This window comes from Arenimonas caeni, from assembly GCF_003024235.1.
Lineage (GTDB): Bacteria > Pseudomonadota > Gammaproteobacteria > Xanthomonadales > Xanthomonadaceae > Arenimonas > Arenimonas caeni.
In genome coordinates this window covers 112326-132912 of the sequence record NZ_KZ679091.1, presented here as the reverse complement: position 1 = coordinate 132912, position 20587 = coordinate 112326, and the positions used below count along the sequence as shown (strand labels likewise).

Sequence of the window (20587 nt, the reverse complement as noted above, 5' to 3'; positions counted from 1 at the left end):
ACTCTCCCCTCAGTTGGGAGAAGAACCTTTGTTTTGCCCGAGATCCGGCCTCAGACCGTCGCCGGCAGCAGTTTCTCCGGCTCGGCCTGCGCCTCGACGACCAGCTCGCCGTCGCGCACTTCCACGCTGACCTTGCCGCCGCCCACGAGCTTGCCGAACAGCAGTTCGTCCGCCAGCGGCCGCTTGATCCGGTCCTGCAGCAGCCGCGACATCGGGCGCGCACCCATCTGCGGGTCGAAGCCGTGCTGGGCCAGCCACTGCCGGGCTTCCGGGGTGGCCGAGAGGCTGACGTGCTTCTCGTGCAGCTGCGACTCGAGCTCGATCAGGAACTTGTCGACCACGCGCAGGATGTGGTCCATGCCGAGCGAACCGAACTGGATGATGCCGTCCAGGCGGTTGCGGAACTCCGGCGTGAAGGCCTTGCGGATCACTTCCATCGCATCGGTGGTGTGGTTCTGCTCGACGAAGCCCATGGTGCGGCGCGCCGCCTGGGTGGCGCCGGCATTGGTGGTCATCACCAGCACCACGTTGCGGAAGTTCGCCTCCCGGCCGTTGGTGTCGGTGAGCACGCCGCGGTCCATCACCTGCAGCAGGATGTTGAACACGTCCGGATGCGCCTTCTCGATCTCGTCGAGCAGCAGCACGCAGTGCGGCGTCTTGACGATCTTCTCGGTCAGCAGGCCGCCCTGGTCGAAACCGACGTAACCCGGGGGCGCGCCGATCAGGCGGCTCACCGAGTGCGCCTCCATGTACTCGGACATGTCGAAGCGCACCAGCTCGATGCCCAGCTGCATCGCCAGCTGGCGGGTGACCTCGGTCTTGCCCACGCCGGTCGGGCCGGCGAACAGGAAGTTGCCGATCGGCTTGTCCGGGTTGGCCAGGCCCGAGCGGGCCAGCTTGATCGCCGAGACCAGGGTCTCGATGGCCGGGTCCTGGCCGAAGATGACCATCTTGAGGTTGCGCTCGAGGTTGAGCAGCACGTCCTTGTCCGAGGCGCTGACCTGCTTGGTCGGAATGCGCGCCATCTTGGCGACGATCAACTCGATCTCCTCGACGTCCACCACCTTCTTGCGGCGGTCCTCGGCGAGCAGGCGCTGGCGGGCGCCGGCCTCGTCGATCACGTCGATGGCCTTGTCGGGCAGCAGGCGGTCGTTGATGTGCTTGACCGACAGGTCCACCGCCGCCTGCAGCGCGTCGGCCGCGTATTCAACGTCGTGGTGCGCCTCGAACTTGGACTTGAGGCCATTGAGGATGGCCACCGCCTCGGCGACGGTCGGCTCGACCACGTCGATCTTCTGGAAGCGCCGCGCCAGCGCGCGGTCCTTCTCGAACACGCCGCGGTATTCCTGGAACGTGGTCGAGCCGATGCAGCGCAGCTCGCCGCTCTGCAGCACGGGCTTGATCAGGTTTGAGGCGTCCATGGTGCCGCCCGAGGCCGAGCCGGCGCCGATGATGGTGTGGATCTCGTCCACGAACAGGATCGCGCCCGGCTCCTTCTTGATCTGCTGGATCACCGCCTTCAGGCGCTTCTCGAAGTCGCCGCGGTACTTGGTGCCGGCCACCAGCGCGCCCAGGTCGAGCGAATAGATGGTGGCGTCGCGCAGCACCTCCGGCACCCTGCCCTCGACGATGCGCCAGGCCAGGCCCTCGGCCAGGGCGGTCTTGCCCACGCCGGCTTCGCCGACGTACAGCGGGTTGTTCTTGCGCCGGCGGCAGAGCACCTGGATGGTGCGCTCGACCTCGTCCTCGCGGCCGATCAGCGGGTCGATCTTGCCCTCGCGGGCCAGTTCGTTGAGGTTGGCGGCGAACTCCTGCAGCGGGTTGCCCTTGGCCTCGCCGCCCTCCTCGCCCTCGGGCTTGGCTTCGGGCGCGGCCTTCTCCTCGGCCGCGTCGCCGATCTTGGCGATGCCGTGGGAGAGGTAATTGACCACGTCGAGCCGGGTGATCTCCTGCTGGTTGAGGAAATACACGGCGTGCGAGTCCTTCTCGCCGAAGATGGCCACCAGCACGTTGGCGCCGGTGACCTCCTTCTTGCCCGAGGACTGCACGTGGTAGACGGCGCGCTGGAGCACGCGCTGGAAGCCCAGCGTGGGCTGGGTGTCGCGCGGGTCGTCGGCCGGCAGCACCGGCACCGTCTCGGAGATGATCTGGCGCAGCCCGGTGGACAGGCGCGGCTGGTCGGCGCCGCAGGCCTTGAGCACCGAGGCCGCCGACGGATTGTCGAGCAGCGCCAGCAGCAGGTGCTCGACCGTCATGAACTCATGGCGGGCTTCGCGGGCCTGCTTGTAGCACTGGCCGATGGTGTACTCGAGGTCCTTGCTGAACATGGTCTGCTCCGGAACGTTTGCTCCGATATGGGGCCAGCCTAGGCCTTTTCCATGGTGCACAACAGGGGGTGCTGGTGCTGCCTGGAAAACTCGTTGACCTGCGTCACCTTCGATTCAGCCACCTCGCGCGTGTAGACGCCGCAAACGCCCTTGCCGCGGGTGTGGACGTGCAGCATCACCTGGGTTGCCTGCTCCCGGTTCATGGCGAAAAAGGTCTGCAGGACCTCGACCACGAAGTCCATGGGGGTGAAGTCGTCGTTGAGCAGGACCACCTGGTAGAGCGGCGGCCGCACCACCTCCGGGCGGGCCGTTTCGACGGCCAGTCCATGGTCGTGGCGGGGATCGGGATGTTCGTTCTGGGGCATGGCGCCAGTATAAGTCCGGCCGCGCCGGGCGCGTTCACCCTGCGTGGACACCTTCCGGCCTTTCCGCCGAGAATGGACCCGCCGGCCCGACCGGCCAACTTTCCGGAGCCAAACGCCATGCGCCTGCGCACCACCTGCCTTGCCCTTGCCCTGATGCTCGTCCCCACCGCCTTCGCCGCCGACCACGACCCGGTCGTCAAGGCCCAGCTCGACGCCAAGGGCACGCCCTACAGCGTCGACGACGACGGCGACTTCCAGATCACCGTCAACGTCGGCGACGGCCGCACCCAGCTGGTTTGGGTCCGTTCGGCGGTCGAGTCCACCTCCCACCACAAGGTCCGCGAGATCTGGTCGCCCGGCTACCGCTCCGAAACCGGCAACTTCAGCGCCGCCATCGCCAACGACCTGCTCGAGCGCAGCAACCTGCTCAAGCTCGGTTCCTGGGTCAAGCAGGACGACGTGGCCATGCTGGTCCTGAAGATCCCCGCCGACGCCAACGCCGACGCCCTGGACGAGGCGATCGACCTGGCCGCCGCGGCCGCCGATGCGGTCGAGCGCGAACTGCTGGGCAGCGACGACCTTTGAATTACCGCAGCGGGCGCCTCTGGCAGCCGGACGTCACCGTCGCCACCGTGGTGGCGCGTGACGGCCGGCTGCTGATGGTCGAGGAGTCGGTCGGCGGCGAGAAGGTGCTCAACCAGCCCGCCGGCCACCTCGAGCCCGACGAGTCCCTGCTCGAGGCGGCCTGCCGCGAAACCCTGGAGGAAACCGGCTGGGAAGTCGCGCTCAGCGCCTTCATCGGCGCCTACCAGTGGACCTCGCCGCGCGACGGCCGCCACTTCCTGCGCATGGCCTTCGCCGCCGACCCGGTGCACCACCACGAGCAACGCCCGCTCGACGAGGGCATCCTGCGCGCCGTCTGGATGACCCCGGCCGAGCTGGCCGCCGACTCGGCCCGCCACCGCAGCCCGCTGGTGTGGCGGGTGGCCGAGGACTACCTCTCCGGCCGGCGCCTGCCGCTGCAGGCGCTCGCCCACCTCGCATGAGCCACGCCCGGGTCATCGTCGGCCTGTCCGGCGGCGTCGATTCGTCGGTGGCCGCGCTGCTGCTGCAGCGCCAGGGCGAGTCGATCGCCGGCCTGTTCATGCAGAACTGGAACGAGGACGGCGACTCCGACTGCCGGGCCGAGGACGACCGCCGCGACGCCCTGCGCATCGCGGGCCTGCTGGGCATCCCCTTCCATGTGCGCAATTTCGCGGCGCAGTACTGGCGCGACGTGTTCACGCACTTCGTCGAGGAGTACCGCGCCGGGCGCACGCCCAACCCCGACGTGCTGTGCAACCGCGAGATCAAGTTCAAGGTCTTCCTCGACGAGGCCCGGGCCCTGGGCGCGGAGAAGATCGCGACCGGCCACTACGCCCGGGTCGGCCACCGGGACGGCCGCTGGCAGCTGCTCAGGGGCCTGGACGCCGGCAAGGACCAGAGCTATTTCCTGCACCAGCTGGGCCAGGAGCAGCTGGCCGCCACCCTGTTCCCGGTCGGTGAACTGCCCAAGGCCGAGGTCAGGCGCCTGGCCGCCGAGGCCGGCCTGCCCACCGCGGCCAAGAAGGATTCCACCGGGATCTGCTTCATCGGCGAGCGCGATTTCCGCGACTTCCTCGGCCAGTACCTGCCGGCCCGCCCGGGCGAACTGCGCGCCGTGGACGGCGCGCTGCTGGGCGAACACGCCGGCGCCTGGTACTACACGCTCGGCCAGCGCGAGGGCCTGCACATCGGCGGCGTGAAGGGACGCGGCGACGCGCCCTGGTACGTGGTGGGCAAGGACGTCGCCGCCAACGTCGTCTACGTCGACCAGGGCAGCGACAGCCCCTTCCTGCACTCGCGCCGGCTGTGGTCGGAGCCGGCGCACTGGGTGGACGGGGCGCCGCCGGCGCGCACGTTCGCCTGCACCGCCAAGACCCGCTACCGCCAGGCCGACCAGGCCTGCACCGTGGAGGTGGACGGCGACGGGTCGCTTTCCGTAGCCTTCGACACCCCGCAGCGGGCCGTGACCCCCGGCCAGTCCGTGGTGCTCTACCAGGGCGAGGTGTGCCTGGGCGGCGCCGTCATCGCCCGCACCGACGCCCCCTTGGAATCCAGGCAGGACCCCCAGAAATGAAGGAACGTGCCCTCGCCCTCGCCGGTGTGCTCCAGGCCGTGCAGCTGGTCCAGCAGATGGCCCAGACCGGCCAGGCGCCTTCCGCGCCGCTGGCGGCCAGCATCGACAGCCTCTTCCGCTTCGACGCCGAATCGCCCGAGGACGTCTTCGGCGGCGCCGACAAACTGCGTCCCGGCCTGGAACGGCTGGTGGCCCAGTTCGAGGGCGGCGCCGGGCGCGACGCCGCGGTCACCCGCATGGCGATGACCGTGCTGCACCTGGAGCGCAAGTTCATCCAGCACGCCCGCGCCCCCGGCGCGGTGCACGAGGCGCTACAGGACATCGCCCGCCAGCATGCGCAGTTCGGCCCCACCCACCCCACCGTGCTTTCGCGCCTGGGCGAGGTCTACGCCAACGAGGTCAGCCCGGTCGGGCCGCGCGTGCTGGTGCAGGGCAACCCGGTCTACCTGGGCCAGCCCGACGTGGTGGGCGAAGTGCGGGCCACCCTGCTGGCGGCGCTGCGCGCGGCCGTGCTCTGGCGCCAGCTCGGCGGCAGCTACTGGGATTTCCTGTTCGACCGCCGCGCCCTGGTGCAGGCCGGCCGCGACTGGCTTTCGGCAACGCACTGAGCCACCGGCGGTGCCGGCGCGGGCCGGACGGAAGGGTACGGTTTGGGGCATAATAAGCGGCTGACGCGGCCCCATTGCGCGCCACTCCCAGCCCCCTCCCCGTCGAACCAGCCCGGAGCCTGTCCATGAGCGACTCCTTCGCGACCCGCGACCAACTCGCCGTCAACGGCAAGTCCTATACCTACTTCAGCCTCGCCAAGCTCGGCCAGCGCTTCGACCTCAAGCGCCTGCCGTACTCGATGAAGATCCTGCTCGAGAACCTGCTGCGCTGCGAGGACGGCGGCATGACGGTGGGCAAGGAGCACATCGAGGCCGTGGCCACCTGGGACGCGAAGAAGGAGCCGGACACCGAGATCGCCTTCATGCCGGCCCGCGTGGTCCTGCAGGACTTCACCGGCGTGCCCTGCGTGGTCGACCTGGCCGCGATGCGCGACGCCGTGGTCAAGCTCGGCGGCGACGCCAGCCAGATCAACCCACTGATCCCGTCCGAACTTGTCATCGACCACTCGGTGCAGGTGGACGTGTTCGGCAAGCCCGAGGCGCTCGACCTCAACGGCAAGATCGAGTTCCAGCGCAACCAGGAGCGCTACAGCTTCCTGCGCTGGGGCCAGAAGGCCTTCGACAACTTCAAGGTCGTTCCGCCCAACACCGGCATCGTCCACCAGGTCAACCTCGAGCACCTGGCGCGCGTGGTGATGACCGGCGAGAAGGACGGCGAACTCGTCGCCTACCCGGACACCGTGTTCGGCACCGACTCGCACACCACCATGATCAACGGCATCGGCGTGCTGGGCTGGGGCGTGGGCGGCATCGAGGCCGAGGCCGCGATGCTGGGCCAGCCGAGCTCGATGCTGATCCCGCAGGTCGTGGGCTTCAAGCTCACCGGCAAGCTGCCCGAGGGCGCCACCGCCACCGACCTGGTGCTCACCGTCACCCAGATGCTGCGCAAGCACGGCGTAGTCGGCAAGTTCGTCGAGTTCTTCGGCGAAGGCCTTGACCACCTGCCGCTGGCCGACCGCGCCACCATCGCCAACATGGCCCCGGAATACGGCGCCACCTGCGGCATCTTCCCGGTCGACGCCGAGTCGCTGAACTACCTGCGCCTGTCGGGCCGCTCCGAAGAGCAGATCGCCCTGGTCGAGGCCTACGCCAAGGCCCAGGGCCTGTGGCGCGATCCGTCGGTCGAGGCCGAGTACAGCGCCGTGCTGAGCCTGGACATGGGCGAGGTCAAGCCCTCGCTGGCCGGCCCCAAGCGCCCGCAGGACCGCGTGCTCCTCACCGACGTCAAGAAGAACTACCGCGAGAACCTCGGCCCGCTCACCGCCAGCCGCAACCGCAACGGCGCCGCCGAGACCCGCCTCGAGGGCGAGGGCGGCGGCACCGCCATCGGCAACCACGAGGTGCTGCCCAACGGCCAGGCCGAGATCGAGATCGGCGGCAAGAAGGTGATGCTCAAGGACGGCGCCGTGGTCATCGCCGCCATCACCTCGTGCACCAACACCTCCAACCCGGCGGTGATGCTGGGCGCCGGCCTGCTGGCGCGCAACGCCGTGGCCAAGGGCCTCAAGGCCGCGCCGTGGGTGAAGACCTCGCTCGGCCCGGGCTCGCTGGTGGTCACCGACTACCTCAAGAAGGCCGGCGTGCTCGGCGACCTCGAGCAGCTGGGCTTCCACGTGGTCGGCTACGGCTGCACCACCTGCATCGGCAACTCCGGCCCGCTGCCCACCGAGGTCAGCGCCGGCATCGCCCAGGGCGACCTGGTGGTCACCTCGGTGCTCTCGGGCAACCGCAACTTCGAAGGCCGCGTGCACGCCGAAGTGAAGATGAACTACCTGGCCTCGCCGCCGCTGGTGGTCGCCTACGCCATCGCCGGCACCACCGACATCGACCTGACGACCGAGCCGCTGGGAACCGGCAACGACGGCCAGCCCGTGTACCTCAAGGACATCTGGCCGACGAACAAGGAAATCGGCGACTTCATCGCGAAGACCGTCGGCCCGGAGATGTTCAAGGCCAACTACGCCAACGTCTTCGCCGGCGACAGCCGCTGGAACCAGATCCAGTCGCCGGACGGCGCCAAGTTCGCCTGGGACGAGGCCTCGACCTACATCAAGAACCCGCCCTACTTCGACGGCATGAAGATGGAAGTCGGCGCGATTTCCGACATCCACGGCGCGCGCGTGATGGGCTTGTTCGGTGATTCGATCACCACCGACCACATCAGCCCGGCCGGCAACATCAAGGCCAGCTCGCCGGCCGGCAAGTTCCTGCAGGCGCGCGGCGTGCAGCCGGCCGACTTCAACAGCTACGGCTCGCGCCGCGGCAACGACGACGTGATGGTGCGCGGCACCTTCGCCAACATCCGCATCAAGAACCTGATGCTCGGTGGCGAGGAAGGCGGCAACACCATCCACTACCCGTCGGGCGAGAAGATGCCGATCTACGACGCGGCCATGAAGTACAAGGCCGAGGGCGTGCCGCTGGTGGTGTTCGCCGGCAAGGAATACGGCACCGGCTCGAGCCGCGACTGGGCGGCCAAGGGCACCAACCTGCTGGGCGTGAAGGCGGTCGTCGCCGAGAGCTTCGAGCGCATCCACCGCTCGAACCTGGTCGGCATGGGCGTGCTGCCCTGCCAGTTCCTCGAGGGCCAGAACGCGCAGTCGCTGGGCCTCAAGGGCGACGAGGTGGTCGAGATCACCGGCCTGCAGGACGGCGCCAGCAAGCAGGCCACCGTGGTGGCCAAGCGCCCGGACGGCACCGAGCTGCGCTTCCAGGTGCAGGTGCTGCTGCTGACCCCGAAGGAAGTCGAGTACTTCCGCAACGGCGGCATCCTGCACTACGTGCTGCGCCAGCTGGCCCGCAAGGCCGCCTGATCCCGCCGCATCGCGTCACGCCGGAAGGCCCTCCCCACGGAGGGCCTTCTGCTTTTTGGCTCCTGCTTTCCTGCCGGCCACGGCCTTGTATCGGGGCGAATGCACGCCGCCTCCACCCGCGAAAGTGGCGAGTCGCCCTGACAGCCAAATGCAGAAGATTCGCGCCTGAAGGCGCTCCTGCAGGGACGGGGCGGGAGATGGCGAGATTCAGCGCCAGTCGGCGGAGATGAGTTTCCAGTCGCCGCCTTCCAGGCGCCAGCCGGTCTCGACCTGGTATACCTCGGCGCGATCGGGCAGCAGGCCCTCGCCGCCGCGCGCGGCGGCGGTGAAGCGAACGCGCGCCCGGTCGCCCATCAGTTCGACGTCCAGCGGGCCGAGGGTGACGCCGACGTCGCGGTTTCGCAGCCAGATCAGCGCCAGGTAGCGGCGGAACCTGTCCCGGTCCATGCCCTCCGGCCCACCGAAGTCATCGGCCAGGTGCCCGACCAGCGCCTCGGTGTCGCGGGCCTCGGCGGCGGCCTGCATGCTGGCGATGGTCTCGCGCAGGGCCTGTTCGGGTGGCGTCCGGGCACATCCGGTGACCACCGCCAGCCCGGCCAGGAGCAGCACCGTGAAAACCGCGCGAAAGCCCGCGCGGCGCGCCTTGCCTGACCCGTGGGGGTATGCTCCAATCGAGCGAATACTCGAATTCCGCGCGCCGCATGGAGAGTGCGTCGCAGCGGGTCGGATGGCATTGGTAACCGAGGGGAATGGCATGGGTTTCGAACGTCCTTGGCTGGCGAATTATCCTGCGGGCATCGGCCCGGAGGTCGACCTTGAGCAGTATCCGTCGATCGTCTCGGTGCTCGAGGAAGCCTGCCGCACCTATCGCGACAACCCGGCCTTCGCCAACTTCGGCAAGCAGCTCACCTACGACCAGGTCGACCGCCTCAGCACGCAGTTCGCAAACTACCTGCTGCACGAACTCAAACTCAAGAAGGGCGACCGCGTCGCCCTGATGATGCCCAACCTGCTCCAGTACCCCGTCGCCATCTTCGGCGCGCTGCGCGCCGGCCTGACGGTGGTCAACACCAACCCGATGTACACGGCGCGCGAACTGCGCCACCAGCTGGTCGATTCCGGCGCCAGCGCCATCGTGGTGCTGGAGAACTTCGCCCACGTGGTCGCCGACGTCGTCGCCGACACCCCGCTCAAGCAGGTCATCGTCACCGGCGTGGGCGACATGCTGGGCTTCCCGAAGGGATCGCTGATCAACTTCGTGCTGCGCCACGTCAAGAAGCAGGTGCCCGACTACGACCTGCCCGGCCACCTGCGCTTCAACGAGGCCTTGGCCCTCGGTGCCGGCAAGACGCTGCCTGCCATCGACATCCGGCCGCAGGACATCGCCTTCCTGCAGTACACCGGCGGCACCACCGGCGTGGCCAAGGGCGCCATGCTCACCCACCGCAACTTGGTGGCGAACATGCAGCAGGCCTCGGCCTGGCTGGGCGCCAACGCCAGCATGGGCAAGGAAGTGATCATCACCGCGCTGCCGCTGTACCACATCTTCGCGCTCACGGCGAACTGCCTGGTCTTCATGAAGTTCGGCGGCCTCAACTACCTGATCACCAACCCGCGCGACATGAAGGGCTTCGTCGCCGAGCTCAGGAAGATCCCGTTCACCGCCATCACCGGCGTCAACACCCTGTTCAACGGCCTGCTCAACACCCCCGGCTTCGAGAAGGTCGACTTCTCGAACCTGCACCTCACCCTCGGCGGCGGCATGGCCGTGCAGCGCGCGGTGGCCGAGCGCTGGAAGGCCGCCACCGGCATCACCCTGGTCGAGGCCTATGGCCTGACCGAAACCTCGCCGGCCGCCTGCATCAACCCGATGAACCTGGCCGAGTACAACGGCTCGATCGGCTTGCCCATCCCGTCCACCGACGCCTGCGTCAAGGACGACGAGGGGCGGATGCTGCCGGTGGGTGAAGTCGGCGAGCTGTGCATCCGCGGCCCGCAGGTGATGGCCGGCTACTGGCAGCGCCCGGAGGAGACCGCCAAGGTGCTCGACGCCGAGGGCTGGCTGCACACCGGCGACATGGCCAAGATGGACGAGAAGGGCTTCTTCTACATCGTCGACCGCAAGAAGGACATGATCCTCGTCTCGGGCTTCAACGTGTACCCGAACGAAGTCGAGGACGTCATCGCGCTGATGCCCGGCGTGCTCGAGGTCGCCGCGGTCGGCGTGCCGGACGACAAGTCCGGCGAGGCCGTGAAGGTGGTGATCGTCAAGAAGGATCCGTCGCTGACCGCCGAACAGGTCAAGGCCTTCTGCAAGGACAACCTCACCGGCTACAAGCAGCCGCGCTTCGTCGAGTTCCGCGCCGAGCTGCCCAAGTCCAACGTCGGCAAGATCCTGCGCCGCGAGCTGCGCGACGCCCCCAAGACCGCGGCCTGACCGGGCCGCCCAGGCAAGTCCCTCCGGCGCCGCCCCTCCCGGGGCGGCGCTGGCGTTTGGACGTGTTGCCGGGTGTAGACTGCCCCGGACCCCTTGCGCTCCGCATCCGGAACGTGTAGGGACACCGTCCCTTGCCTGGAGAAGCCGCCATGTCCGTCGTCGAGAGCATCAACCGCGAACCCGCCCTCACCCTGGTCGACCACCGCTCCGAGCCGGAGCCCGGCATCGAGTGGTGCTTCATGCACCACAACGTCGGCACCGGCTACCGCCCCTGCTTCAGCGAGCAACTGCTCGTCGACCTGCGCGAGTGCCAGCGCCAGGTCGCCAACCGCATCGCCAACGACGCCAGGGACCCGGGCAACGAGGTCCGCCACCTGGTGCTGGCCTCGCATTCGGACGTCTTCAACCTCGGCGGCGACCTGGAGCTGTTCTCGCGCCTGATCCGCACCGGCGACCGCGCCCGCCTGCTGGCCTATGCCCAGCTCTGCGTCTCGGTGGCCTTCCATTTCGCCCGCCTGGCCGACGACCGCGTGCACTCGATCGCCGTGGTCCAGGGCGATGCGCTGGGCGGCGGCTTCGAGGCGGCCCTGTGCTGCCACACCATCATTGCCGAGGAAGGCACCGGCATGGGCTTCCCGGAGGTGCTGTTCGACCTGTTCCCGGGCATGGGCGCCTACACCTTCCTCTCCCGTCGCGTCACCCCGGCCCAGGCCGAGCGGATGATGCTCGACGGCAATGTCTATCCGGCCGAGGAACTGCACCGCATGGGCGTGGTGGACTTCCTGGTGCCGCGCGGCGAAGGCCTGCAGGCCGCCCGCGAGCTGGTGCGCCGGCGCAAGCGCATGGGCAACGCGCTGCGCTCGATGAATACCGTGCGCATGACCTGCAACCCGGTGAGCCTGGACGAGCTGATGCGCGTCACCACCACCTGGGTGGACGCCGCCATGCGCCTGGGCGACCGCGGCCTGCAGACCATGGAGCGGCTGGTGCGGGCGCAGAAGCGCCGCGTCGCCGGCGACGCGCCGCTGCGCCAGGTGATCTGAGCGACGACCGGATGGCCGCCAGGCAAGGGGCGGCCATCCCGGCGGCGCGGCTCAGCCGGACTCGTTGTCCGTGGGCCGGCCGGTCTCGCCTTGCGCCGGGCGCGACGAGATGCGCGCCACTTCGCTGCGGACCTGGGCCGCGGTGCCCTCGAGCTGGGTGCCGATGTTGCCGACCAGCCGCCGCCACTCCTTGGCCAGCACGGCATCGCTGGCGCGCATCAGCTCCGAGCTGCGCAACACCAGCGCCTGCGCACCGAGGTTTTCGGACACGCCCTTGAGCGCATGCGCGGCTTCGCGCAAGCCGTCCCAGCGCGACTGCGCCGCGGCACGTTCGGCCTCGGCCAGGCAGCGGCTGGCATCGCGCAGGCACTGTTCGGAGAAGTCGTGCAGGAACTGGCTGCCCAGGCCCATGCCCGCCAGTTCCTCGAGCACGTCGGTGCGCAGCGTCGGGAGCAGCTCCTTGCGCTGCAGGCCGGCCGCCTCGCCGCCGGCGCCACCGGCGATCTCGGCCAGGGTGTCGAGCAGGCGCGAGGCCACCACCGGCTTGGTGAGGAAGGTGTACGCGCCCGCCGCCTCGGCGTCGCGCACGGCATCGACGGTGGCGTCGGCGCTGAGCACCACGATCGGCGTGCGCTCGCCGCCGGCCTGCATCACCCGGGCCTGCTTGATCACCTCCAGGCCGTCCACGCCCGGCATGTGCAGGTCGACGATGGCCGCGTCCAGGGTTTCGGCCTCGAGCCGGTCGAGCGCCTGCTCGCCATCCTCGGCGAACACCGGCTGGTGGCCGGCGCGTTCGAGCAGGCGCTGCAGCACCAGCCGGTTCGCCGGCTGGTCGTCGGCGACGAGCACCCGCATCGGCCGCACCCGGGCGCGGTGGCGCACGAAGGGATCGTCGAAGCTGATGACCTTGCCTTCGGAGGACACCGGGCTGCCCGCCTCGGCGCCCGGCACCACCTCGAGTTCGAGGTCGACCCAGAAATGGGTGCCGCCGCCGGGGTTGTCCTCGAGGCCGATCGAGCCACCCAGCAGTTCGGTGAGCGTCTTGGCGATGGTGGTGCCCAGGCCCGTGCCGCCGAAACGCCGGGTGGGCCCGGAATCGACCTGCTCGAAGGCCTTGAACAGCGTGCCCTTGGCGGCATCGGGCACGCCGATGCCGGTGTCGCGCACGGAAAAGCGCAGCGCCGCCCTGCCGTCGCGCAGCGCCCGCAGCTGGAAGAGCAGGCGCACGCTGCCGACCTCGGTGAACTTGATGGCGTTGTGCGTGAGGTTGAGCAGGATCTGCCCGAGGTGCGGCGCGTCGCCGCGCAGCCGCGCCGGGATGCCCTCCTGCACCTCCACCTGCAGGTCCAGGTTCTTGTTGGCCGCCATCGGCTGGAGCATCGTGCGGATGCGCCTGGCCAGCTCGCGCGTCGAGAACTCGCTGTCCTGGCGCTTGAGCTTGCCGGCTTCGATGGCCGAAATGTCGAGCACGTCCTCGACCAGCAGCAGCAGGGTCTGGGCCGAGGTCTGGATGACGTCGGCGGCCTCGCGCTGCTCCGGCGACAGGCGCGTGCCCGAGAGCAGCTCCGCCATGCCGATGATGCCGTTGAGCGGCGAACGGAACTCGTGGCTCATGTTGGCCAGGAAGCGGCTCTTGGCGGCGTTCGCGCGCCGCGCCTCCTCGCCGGCGCGACGCAGGTCGCGCAGCAGGCTGATCAGGTAGCCGGGGATCGCGACCAGGCCGACCAGCAGGCCCCAGGCGATATAGCTGTTCTGCTGCCAGTAGGGCGTGGAGAGGATCACCGCCAGGAAGGTGGCCACGGCCAGGCCCATGGCCGCGAACAGGTAGCCGGTGCCATAGCGCAGGCCGTTGCCCACGGTGACCCAGAGGATGATCACGTACAGCGGCGCCAGCACCTCGCCCTTGAGGATCATCATGGCCGCGAGCGTGCTGTAGTCGGCCAGCATGCCGACCACGCGCCGGAAGTGCGAAACCCCCGGCTGCAGGACGATGGCGATGACCAGCCCGAGGCCCAGCAGGGTCTCGGCCAGCAGCACCAGCACGCTCAGCCGCAGTTCCTCGCCGGCGACCTCGCCCGAGGCCAGGCCGGCCAGGTAGGCCAGCAGCACCGCGGCGATGACCAGCCGGACCAGCGCCTGGCCGTGCTCGCTGTCGGGGCGGTTGGCGAAGGCGCGGATCATGACGTGGCGCGGGCGCGCGGGCTCCCTCGGAAGGGGCTCAGGCGCTGCCTTGCCCCGGGGTGACCATGCGGAAGACTTCCTCGAGCCGCTCGCGGCGGGCCATCGCCGCCGAGACGACCGCCGGGTCGAACAGCGTGCCGGAAGCCGAGCGGATGAAGTCCATCGCCGCGGCGAAGGTGTGCGCGGGGCGCCAGGCGCGCGGCGAGGTCATGGCGTCGAGCACGTCGGCCACCGCCGCGATGCGCGCCGGCAGCGGAATGTCCTCGCCGGCCTGCCCGTGCGGATAACCGCTGCCGTCCCAGCGCTCCTGGTGGCCCAGGGCGATGGTGGCGCCGACCTGCACGAAGCGGCTGCCGCTGCCGGAGAGCAGTTCGTGGCCCAGCTCCGGGTGGCGCCGCACCTCGGCCAGCTCGGCGGCGTCCAGCGGGCCCGGCTTGCGCAGGATGGTGTCGGAGATGGCCAGCTTGCCGATGTCACGCAGTGGCGCGGCCAGTTCGATAGTGCGCACTTCGTCCTCGGACAGGCCCAGCGCCTCGGCGATCAGGCCGGCATAACGGCCCAGGCGGTCGAGGCTGGCGATCGGGCCGCCGTCGTGCATCGCCGTGGCCTTGGCCAGGCGCTGCAGCAGCTCGCGCTCGCGGTCGTCGAGTTCGTGCATGCGCGCCAGCAGCTGGCGCTCGAGCTCGTGCGCGCGCGACTTGAGGTTCTGCTGTTGCTGGCGCAGGGCCAGCAGGTTGCGGCAGCGCGAGCGCAGTTCGCGCGGGCGCACCGGCTTGACCAGGAAGTCGATGACGCCGGCCTCGAGCGCGGCATTGCGGATCGGCTCGTCGCCGACCACGGTGATCAGGATGATCGGCACGTCGCGGTGCGACAGCGGCCGGCGGAAACGGCGCGCGAACTCCAGGCCGTCGAGCTTGGGCATGCGGTAGTCGAGCAGCAGCAGGTCGGGCGAGCTGCGCTGCGACCACAGCAGGGCTTCGACCGGATCGCCGAAGTCGGTGACCTTCACCTCCGGGCTGATGTCCTCGAGAAGGTGGCGGAACATGGTCCGCTGCGAAGGCTGGTCATCGACGATCAATACGTTCACGTAAAGCTCCCGGGTGCGCACACCGTGATTGCCGCGGGTCGCGGCTCACCGGCAGCTTACCCCCGGGAATTCAACGCGGGCAAGCACTTGCCCCACACACTTGCGACGGGGGCTCAGGACTCCGGACGCATGTAGGGGAACAGCAGCACGTCGCGGATGGAGGCGCTGTCGGTGATGAGCATCACCAGCCGGTCGATGCCGATGCCCAGGCCACCGGTGGGCGCCATGCCGTACTCCAGCGCACGGATGTAGTCGGCGTCGTAGTGCATGGCCTCGTCGTCGCCGCCTTCCTTGGCCGCGACCTGGGCCAGGAAGCGCGCCTTCTGGTCCTCGGGGTCGTTGAGCTCGGAGAAGCCGTTGGCGATCTCGCGGCCGCCGATGAACAGCTCGAAGCGGTCGGTGAGCTCGGGATCCCGGTCGGAGGCGCGGGCCAACGGGCTGACCTCGACCGGGTGGTCGGTGATGAAGGTCGGCTGCACCAGGGTGTGTTCGACCGTCTTCTCGAAGATCTCCAGCAGCAGCTTGCCCCAGCCGTAGCCGTCCTTGAACTTGATGCCCAGGCGGCGGCAGTGGCCGCGCATGGCTTCGAGGTCGCGCAGCTCTTCGCGGCGGATGTCGGGGTTGTGCTCGAGCACGGCGTCCGTCATCGACCAGCGCCGGAAGGCCGGGCCCAGGTCGATCTCCATGCCCTCCCACGACAGGTGGGTGGTGTCGCGCACGCGCAGCGCCGTCTCGCGGATCAGCCCTTCGGTCAGGTCCATCACCTCGTGGTACGTGGCGTAGGCCTCGTACAGCTCGAGCATGGTGAACTCCGGGTTGTGCCGGGTGGACACGCCCTCGTTGCGGAAGTTGCGGTTGATCTCGTACACGCGCTCGAGGCCGCCGACCACCAGGCGCTTGAGGTAGAGCTCGGGCGCCACGCGCAGGTACAGGTCGAGGTCGAGCGCGTTGTGGTGGGTGACGAAGGGCCGCGCGGTGGCGCCGCCGGGGATGTAATGCATCATCGGCGTCTCGACCTCGAGGAAGCGCCGGTCGTCGAGCCACTGGCGCATCGCCGAGACGATGCGCGAGCGCTGCACGAACACTTCGCGCGCCTCGGGATTGACGATCAGGTCGACGTAGCGCATGCGGTAGCGCTGCTCGACGTCGGCCAGGCCGTGGAACTTGTCCGGCAGCGGCCGCAGCGACTTGGTCATCAGGCGCAGGCTGCCGGCCTTGACCGACAGCTCGCCGGTGCGGGTGCGGGTGAGCCCGCCCTGCACCGCCACGATGTCGCCCACGTCCCAGCCCTTGAACGCCTCGTAGGCCTCGCCCAGGTCGGCGCCCTGCAGGTAGAGCTGGATGCGGCCGCTCATGTCCTGGACGTGCGCGAAGCTGGCCTTGCCCATCACGCGCTTGGCCACCAGGCGGCCGGCGATGGCCACGCGGCGGTCGAGCGCCTCGAGCTTCTCGGCCGGCCAGGCCTCCTTGTCCGCGAACTCGGCCTGCAGGTCGCCGGCGTAGTCGGCGCGCATGAAGTCGTTCGGGAAGGCGACGGCGCCGGATGCGCGCAGCGCGGCGAGTTTCGCGCGGCGCTCGGCGATCAGGGAGTTCTCGTCGGCGGCGGGCGTCTGGCTGGGCTGGGTCATGGCGGGTTCCTGGAAAGCTTCGCGCCTGAAGGCGCTCCTACACGTCGGGGACTTCGGGTCAGGCGTCGGTGCGCTTGGCGCCCACTTCGAGGCCGGCCTTGAGGCTGGCTTCGATGAACTCGTCGAGGTCGCCGTCGAGCACCTTCTGGGTGTCGGAGCGCTCGATGCCGGTGCGCAGGTCCTTGATGCGGCTCTGGTCGAGCACGTAGTTGCGGATCTGGCTGCCCCAGCCGATGTCGGACTTGGTGGCCTCCACCGCGTCCTTCTCGGCGTTGCGCTTCTGGATCTCGAGCTCGTAGAGCTTGGCGGCAAGCATCTTCATCGCGGTGTCGCGGTTGGAATGCTGGCTGCGGCCGGTCTGGCAGGCCACCACGATGCCGGTGGGCACGTGGGTGATGCGCACGGCCGACTCGGTCTTGTTCACGTGCTGGCCGCCGGCGCCCGAGGAACGATAGACGTCGGTCTTGAGGTCGGCCGGGTTGATCTGGATGTCGATGTTGTCGTCCACCTCGGGCGAGACGAACACCGAAGTGAAGCTGGTGTGGCGGCGGTTGTCGGAGTCGAACGGCGACTTACGCACCAGGCGGTGCACGCCGGTCTCGGTCTTGAGCCAGCCGTAGGCGAAGTCACCCTCGACCCGCACGGTGGCCGACTTGATGCCCGCCACTTCGCCGCCGCTGACTTCCATCAGTTCGGTCTTCCAGCCGCGCGACTCGCACCAGCGCAGGTACATGCGCAGCAGGATCTCAGCCCAGTCCTGCGCCTCGGTGCCACCGGCGCCGGCCTGGATGTCGACGTAGGCGTTGGCCGAGTCCATCTTGCCGGAGAACATGCGCTGGAACTCCAGCTTCTCGACGTCGCGGGCGTTCTTCTCGACGTCCTCGACGACCGCGTTGGCGGTGTCCTCGTCGTTCTCCATCTCGGCGAGCTCGAGCAGCTCTTCGGCGCCCTTGAGGCCGTCGGTGAGCGTGCGGATGCCGCCGACCACCTTCTCGAGCGAGGCACGCTCGCGGCCCAGCGACTGGGCGCGTTCCGGATCGTTCCAGATGTCGGGGCTTTCCAGCTCCCGGTTCACTTCCTCGAGACGTTCGACCTTCAGGTCGAAGTCAAAGATACCCCCTGAGCGAATCCAGCCGGCCCAGGAGGTCGGCGATGCGCTGGCGGACGGGATTGAGTTCCATGGTGTCCTGCGGTTGCTGTGACGAAAGGCCGCGAATGATACCACCCGCCCCGCCTACGGGAGGGTCGGGGGCGCGAGGTGGCGCACGAGCAGCTGCACGCTCCGGCGCCCGTTCCAGTCATCGGGCTCGAGCTGGAAGGCGACGTGCACGCGCGGCGGCGGCGCGCTGCCGGTCCAGCCGCCGAAATGGATGGCCGGCACGGCCGCCCCGCCCGCTTCCGGCACCAGGTCGAGCTTGAGGTGGCGCTCGCCGACGCGGCGCCAGCCGGCCACCTTGAACACCCCGTCGAACACCGGCTCGGGGAAACCCTGGCCCCAGGGGCCGGCCAGGCGCAGTTGGTCGGCCAGCGCGCGGGTGATGTCGCCCGGGCCGAGTTCGCCGTCGCTGGCCAGCTCGGCGCCCGGCGGCACCGGCCCCAGCCACTCGGACACCACCGCCTCGATCGCCGCGCGGAAGGCCGGCAGCCTGCCGGCGTCCAGGCTCAGGCCCGCCGCCATCGCGTGGCCGCCGAAACGCTCCACCAGGCCCGGGTGGCGGGCATCGACCAGGGCCAGCGCGTCGCGCAGGTGCAGGCCCGGCACCGAACGCGCCGACCCCTTCAGCAGGGCGCTGCCCGGCTCGGCCGGGGCGAAGGCCAGCACCGGGCGGTGCAGGCGGTCCTTGAGCTTCGAGGCCACCAGGCCGACCACGCCCGGATGCCAGTCGGGCTCGTACAGGCACAGCACCGGCGGCAGGGCGCCCTCCCCCATCGGGAGGCGCTCGACCAGGGCCTCGGCGGCATCGACCATCTGCTGCTGCACGTCCTTGCGCTCGGCGTTGATGCGGTCGAGCACGGCGGCCAGCTCGCGCGCCCGCGCCGGGTCGTCGCACAGCAGGCATTCGATGCCCAGGGCCATGTCCTCGAGCCGGCCCGCGGCATTCAGGCGCGGGCCGATCGCGAAACCGATGTCGGCGGCGGTGAGGCTGGCCTCGTCGCGTTTGGCCAGTTCGACCAGGGCGCGCAGGCCCGGCTGGCCCTGGCCCTGGCGCAGGCGGCGCAGGCCGGCGGCCACCAGCAGCCGGTTGTTGTAGTCCAGCGGCACCAGGTCGGCCACCGTGCCCACGGCCACCAGGTCGAGCAGGACCGACAGATCCGGCCCGGGGCCCTCGAAGGCGCCGGCCTCGCGCAGGCGGCGGCGCAGCGCCAGCAGCACGTAGAAGACCACGCCGACGCCGGCCAGGGCCTTGCTGGGAAAGGCGTCGTCGCCGAGGTTGGGATCGACGATGACGTCGGCGTCGGGCAGCGCCTCGCCCGGCAGGTGGTGGTCGGTGACCAGCACCTTCCAGCCGCGCGCCCGCGCCGCGGCCACGCCGGCGTGGCAGGCGATGCCGCTGTCGACGGTAAGCACCAGGTCGGGCGCCAGCGCCACCAGGTCATCCACCAGGCCCGGCGTGAGGCCGTAGCCGTGGGTCACGCGGTGCGGCACCTGGTAGCTGACCCGGCGCGCGCCGAGCAGGCGCAGGCCGCGCACCGCCACGGCGGTGCCGGTGGCGCCGTCGCAGTCGAAATCACCGACCACGACGATGTGGCGGTCGTCGGCGATGGCCCCGGCCAGCAGTTCGGCCGCCTGCCCCACCCGTCCGAGCGCGTCGGGCGACAGCAGGCGTGCCAGCTTGAGTTCGGCCTGCTCCGGCGAGGTGACGCCGCGGGCGGCGTAGACCCGCTGCAGCACCGCCGGCACCGATTCCGGCCAGGGGCCGTGCGCGGGAACCTCGCGGCGGACGATGCGCGGCGCCGGGCTCACGCCAGCGCCGCCAGCGGCCGCCGCCAGAAACGCCAGCGCTGGCCAGCCCGCAGCCACCAGCCGGTGCCGTCGGCGAAGTCGAGCACCAGTCCCGCCTCGCCCGCCTGCGCCAGCGCCTCGACGAGGCGGGGCTCGACCGCGGACCATTCGCGCAGGTGCCGCAGGTCCAGCAGCCGGCCTTCGCCGGTGCCTGGATTCGCCTGCGCCAGCCGCGCCAGCGCCGCCAGCGTGGGTTCGTCCGTCGCGACCGTGCGCAGCCGCGCCCGCACGTGGTCGGGCAGCCGGCCCGCGCCCCAGAAACACAGGCTGTTGACCGGCGGCTTGCCGGCCGCCACGCGCGTCTGGTTGACGGGGTGGTTGTGCAGCAGCACCTGCGCCTCGTTGAGCAGCGCGCGCCAGCGCCGGCCCTCGGGGCCGTCGGGCAGGTGCAGGAACAGGTCGTCGCCCAGCACCGCCTCGGGCGGCGCGAAGTCCGGCAGCCGCGCGTCGACCGGCAGGGCCAGGTACCAGCGCGACGGCACCGGCGCCGAGATCGGGAAGCCGGCGTCGCCGAACAGCGGCCGCAGCGGCTGCACGAGCGCCTCGGCCTCCGCCGGGCTCAGGCCCAGTTCGCCGATGGCCAGCACCCGCGCGCCGGTCATGTCGGGCCGAACATAGGCCGGGTCGGCGCGCAGCCACGCGTGCAGGCCGGCGTCGCCGGCATCGTGCTGGCGGGTGATGGCGGCCACCGGCCAGCCACGCGGAAACAGTTCGAACCAGCGCTGCAGCTGCGCGCGTTCACCGGCTTGCGCCGGCGGCAGCGCGTCGGCGCGCCCGAGCAGGCGTGCCACGGCAGGCGACGGCGCTTGCCCGGCGAAGCGCCGGCGCTCGGGAAGCAGCAGGGCGATGGCGGGCCCGGCGGGCGCGTCGGCCACC

General features: G+C 70.1%; 16 protein-coding genes. 7 read left to right on the top strand and 9 right to left on the bottom strand.

Going from position 1 to position 20587, the window contains the following annotated elements; all coding sequences use genetic code 11:
• Nucleotides 1–50: 50 nt before the first annotated feature.
• Together clpA and clpS are read right to left on the bottom strand one after the other, a co-directional pair.
• On the bottom strand, nt 51–2327 hold the full coding sequence (gene clpA / locus C6N40_RS09220; RefSeq protein WP_106990726.1) for an ATP-dependent Clp protease ATP-binding subunit ClpA: 2277 nt from the start codon (nt 2325–2327) through the stop codon (nt 51–53).
• A gap of 38 nt (nt 2328–2365) precedes the next feature.
• Nucleotides 2366–2692: an ATP-dependent Clp protease adapter ClpS gene (gene clpS / locus C6N40_RS09215; protein WP_106990725.1), complete on the bottom strand. Its 327-nt coding sequence runs from the start codon at nt 2690–2692 to the stop codon at nt 2366–2368.
• A 117-nt stretch (nt 2693–2809) separates the two neighbouring features.
• On the opposite strand from clpS, the gene C6N40_RS09210 reads away from it, so the two are divergent.
• From C6N40_RS09210 to acnA, 5 genes are all read left to right on the top strand, one after another.
• Complete coding sequence (locus tag C6N40_RS09210) at nt 2810–3277, top strand: DUF2147 domain-containing protein (RefSeq protein ID WP_205208584.1); 468 nt, start codon at nt 2810–2812, stop codon at nt 3275–3277.
• Nucleotides 3274–3738: an NUDIX hydrolase gene (locus C6N40_RS09205; RefSeq protein ID WP_106990724.1), complete on the top strand. Its 465-nt coding sequence runs from the start codon at nt 3274–3276 to the stop codon at nt 3736–3738. The genes C6N40_RS09210 and C6N40_RS09205 overlap by 4 nt, the downstream gene beginning before the upstream one ends.
• Nucleotides 3735–4850: a tRNA 2-thiouridine(34) synthase MnmA gene (gene mnmA, locus C6N40_RS09200; RefSeq protein WP_106990723.1), complete on the top strand. Its 1116-nt coding sequence runs from the start codon at nt 3735–3737 to the stop codon at nt 4848–4850. Before C6N40_RS09205 ends, mnmA begins: the two co-directional genes overlap by 4 nt.
• Entirely contained in the window at nt 4847–5458 is a 612-nt protein-coding gene (gene hflD, locus C6N40_RS09195) for a high frequency lysogenization protein HflD (protein ID WP_106990722.1), read from the top strand. Before mnmA ends, hflD begins: the two co-directional genes overlap by 4 nt.
• Nucleotides 5459–5583: 125 nt before the next feature.
• Nucleotides 5584–8331, top strand: a complete 2748-nt coding sequence (gene acnA / locus C6N40_RS09190; protein ID WP_106990721.1) for an aconitate hydratase AcnA — start codon at nt 5584–5586, stop codon at nt 8329–8331.
• A gap of 207 nt (nt 8332–8538) precedes the next feature.
• Here the strand turns inward: acnA and C6N40_RS09185 are convergent, their stop codons facing one another.
• A complete protein-coding gene (locus C6N40_RS09185) occupies nt 8539–8940 on the bottom strand; it encodes a Cif family virulence factor (RefSeq protein ID WP_106990720.1) in 402 nt (133 codons plus the stop codon).
• A 145-nt stretch (nt 8941–9085) separates the two neighbouring features.
• Between C6N40_RS09185 and C6N40_RS09180 the strand changes: the two genes are divergently transcribed.
• Both C6N40_RS09180 and C6N40_RS09175 read left to right on the top strand, forming a co-directional pair.
• Nucleotides 9086–10768 (top strand): long-chain fatty acid--CoA ligase, encoded by a 1683-nt coding sequence (locus C6N40_RS09180; protein ID WP_106990719.1) that lies wholly within the window; start codon nt 9086–9088, stop codon nt 10766–10768.
• A 149-nt stretch (nt 10769–10917) separates the two neighbouring features.
• The gene (locus tag C6N40_RS09175; protein ID WP_106990718.1) at nt 10918–11811 is read left to right on the top strand and encodes a crotonase/enoyl-CoA hydratase family protein; all 894 of its coding nucleotides are present in this window, start codon (nt 10918–10920) and stop codon (nt 11809–11811) included.
• 51 nt (nt 11812–11862) lie between these two features.
• Here the strand turns inward: C6N40_RS09175 and C6N40_RS09170 are convergent, their stop codons facing one another.
• The 6 genes from C6N40_RS09170 to C6N40_RS14465 all read right to left on the bottom strand — a co-directional run bounded on the left by C6N40_RS09170 (nt 11863) and on the right by C6N40_RS14465 (nt 20586).
• Nucleotides 11863–13992, bottom strand: a complete 2130-nt coding sequence (locus tag C6N40_RS09170) for a response regulator (protein WP_106990717.1) — start codon at nt 13990–13992, stop codon at nt 11863–11865.
• A 37-nt stretch (nt 13993–14029) separates the two neighbouring features.
• Entirely contained in the window at nt 14030–15100 is a 1071-nt protein-coding gene (locus tag C6N40_RS09165) for an HD domain-containing phosphohydrolase (RefSeq protein WP_425477690.1), read from the bottom strand.
• A 92-nt stretch (nt 15101–15192) separates the two neighbouring features.
• The gene (gene lysS, locus C6N40_RS09160; protein WP_106990716.1) at nt 15193–16707 is read right to left on the bottom strand and encodes a lysine--tRNA ligase; all 1515 of its coding nucleotides are present in this window, start codon (nt 16705–16707) and stop codon (nt 15193–15195) included.
• Nucleotides 16708–16765: 58 nt separating this feature from the next.
• A protein-coding gene (prfB, locus tag C6N40_RS09155; RefSeq protein WP_106990715.1) for a peptide chain release factor 2 occupies nt 16766–17888 on the bottom strand; the annotation gives its coding sequence in 2 pieces (ribosomal slippage) (nt 16766–17815 and nt 17817–17888; 1122 coding nt in all).
• A gap of 53 nt (nt 17889–17941) precedes the next feature.
• Nucleotides 17942–19672 (bottom strand): single-stranded-DNA-specific exonuclease RecJ, encoded by a 1731-nt coding sequence (recJ, locus tag C6N40_RS09150; protein ID WP_425477689.1) that lies wholly within the window; start codon nt 19670–19672, stop codon nt 17942–17944.
• Nucleotides 19669–20586 (bottom strand): phosphoglycerate mutase, encoded by a 918-nt coding sequence (locus C6N40_RS14465; protein ID WP_240183489.1) that lies wholly within the window; start codon nt 20584–20586, stop codon nt 19669–19671. The genes recJ and C6N40_RS14465 overlap by 4 nt, the downstream gene beginning before the upstream one ends.
• Nucleotide 20587: the final 1 nt, after the last annotated feature.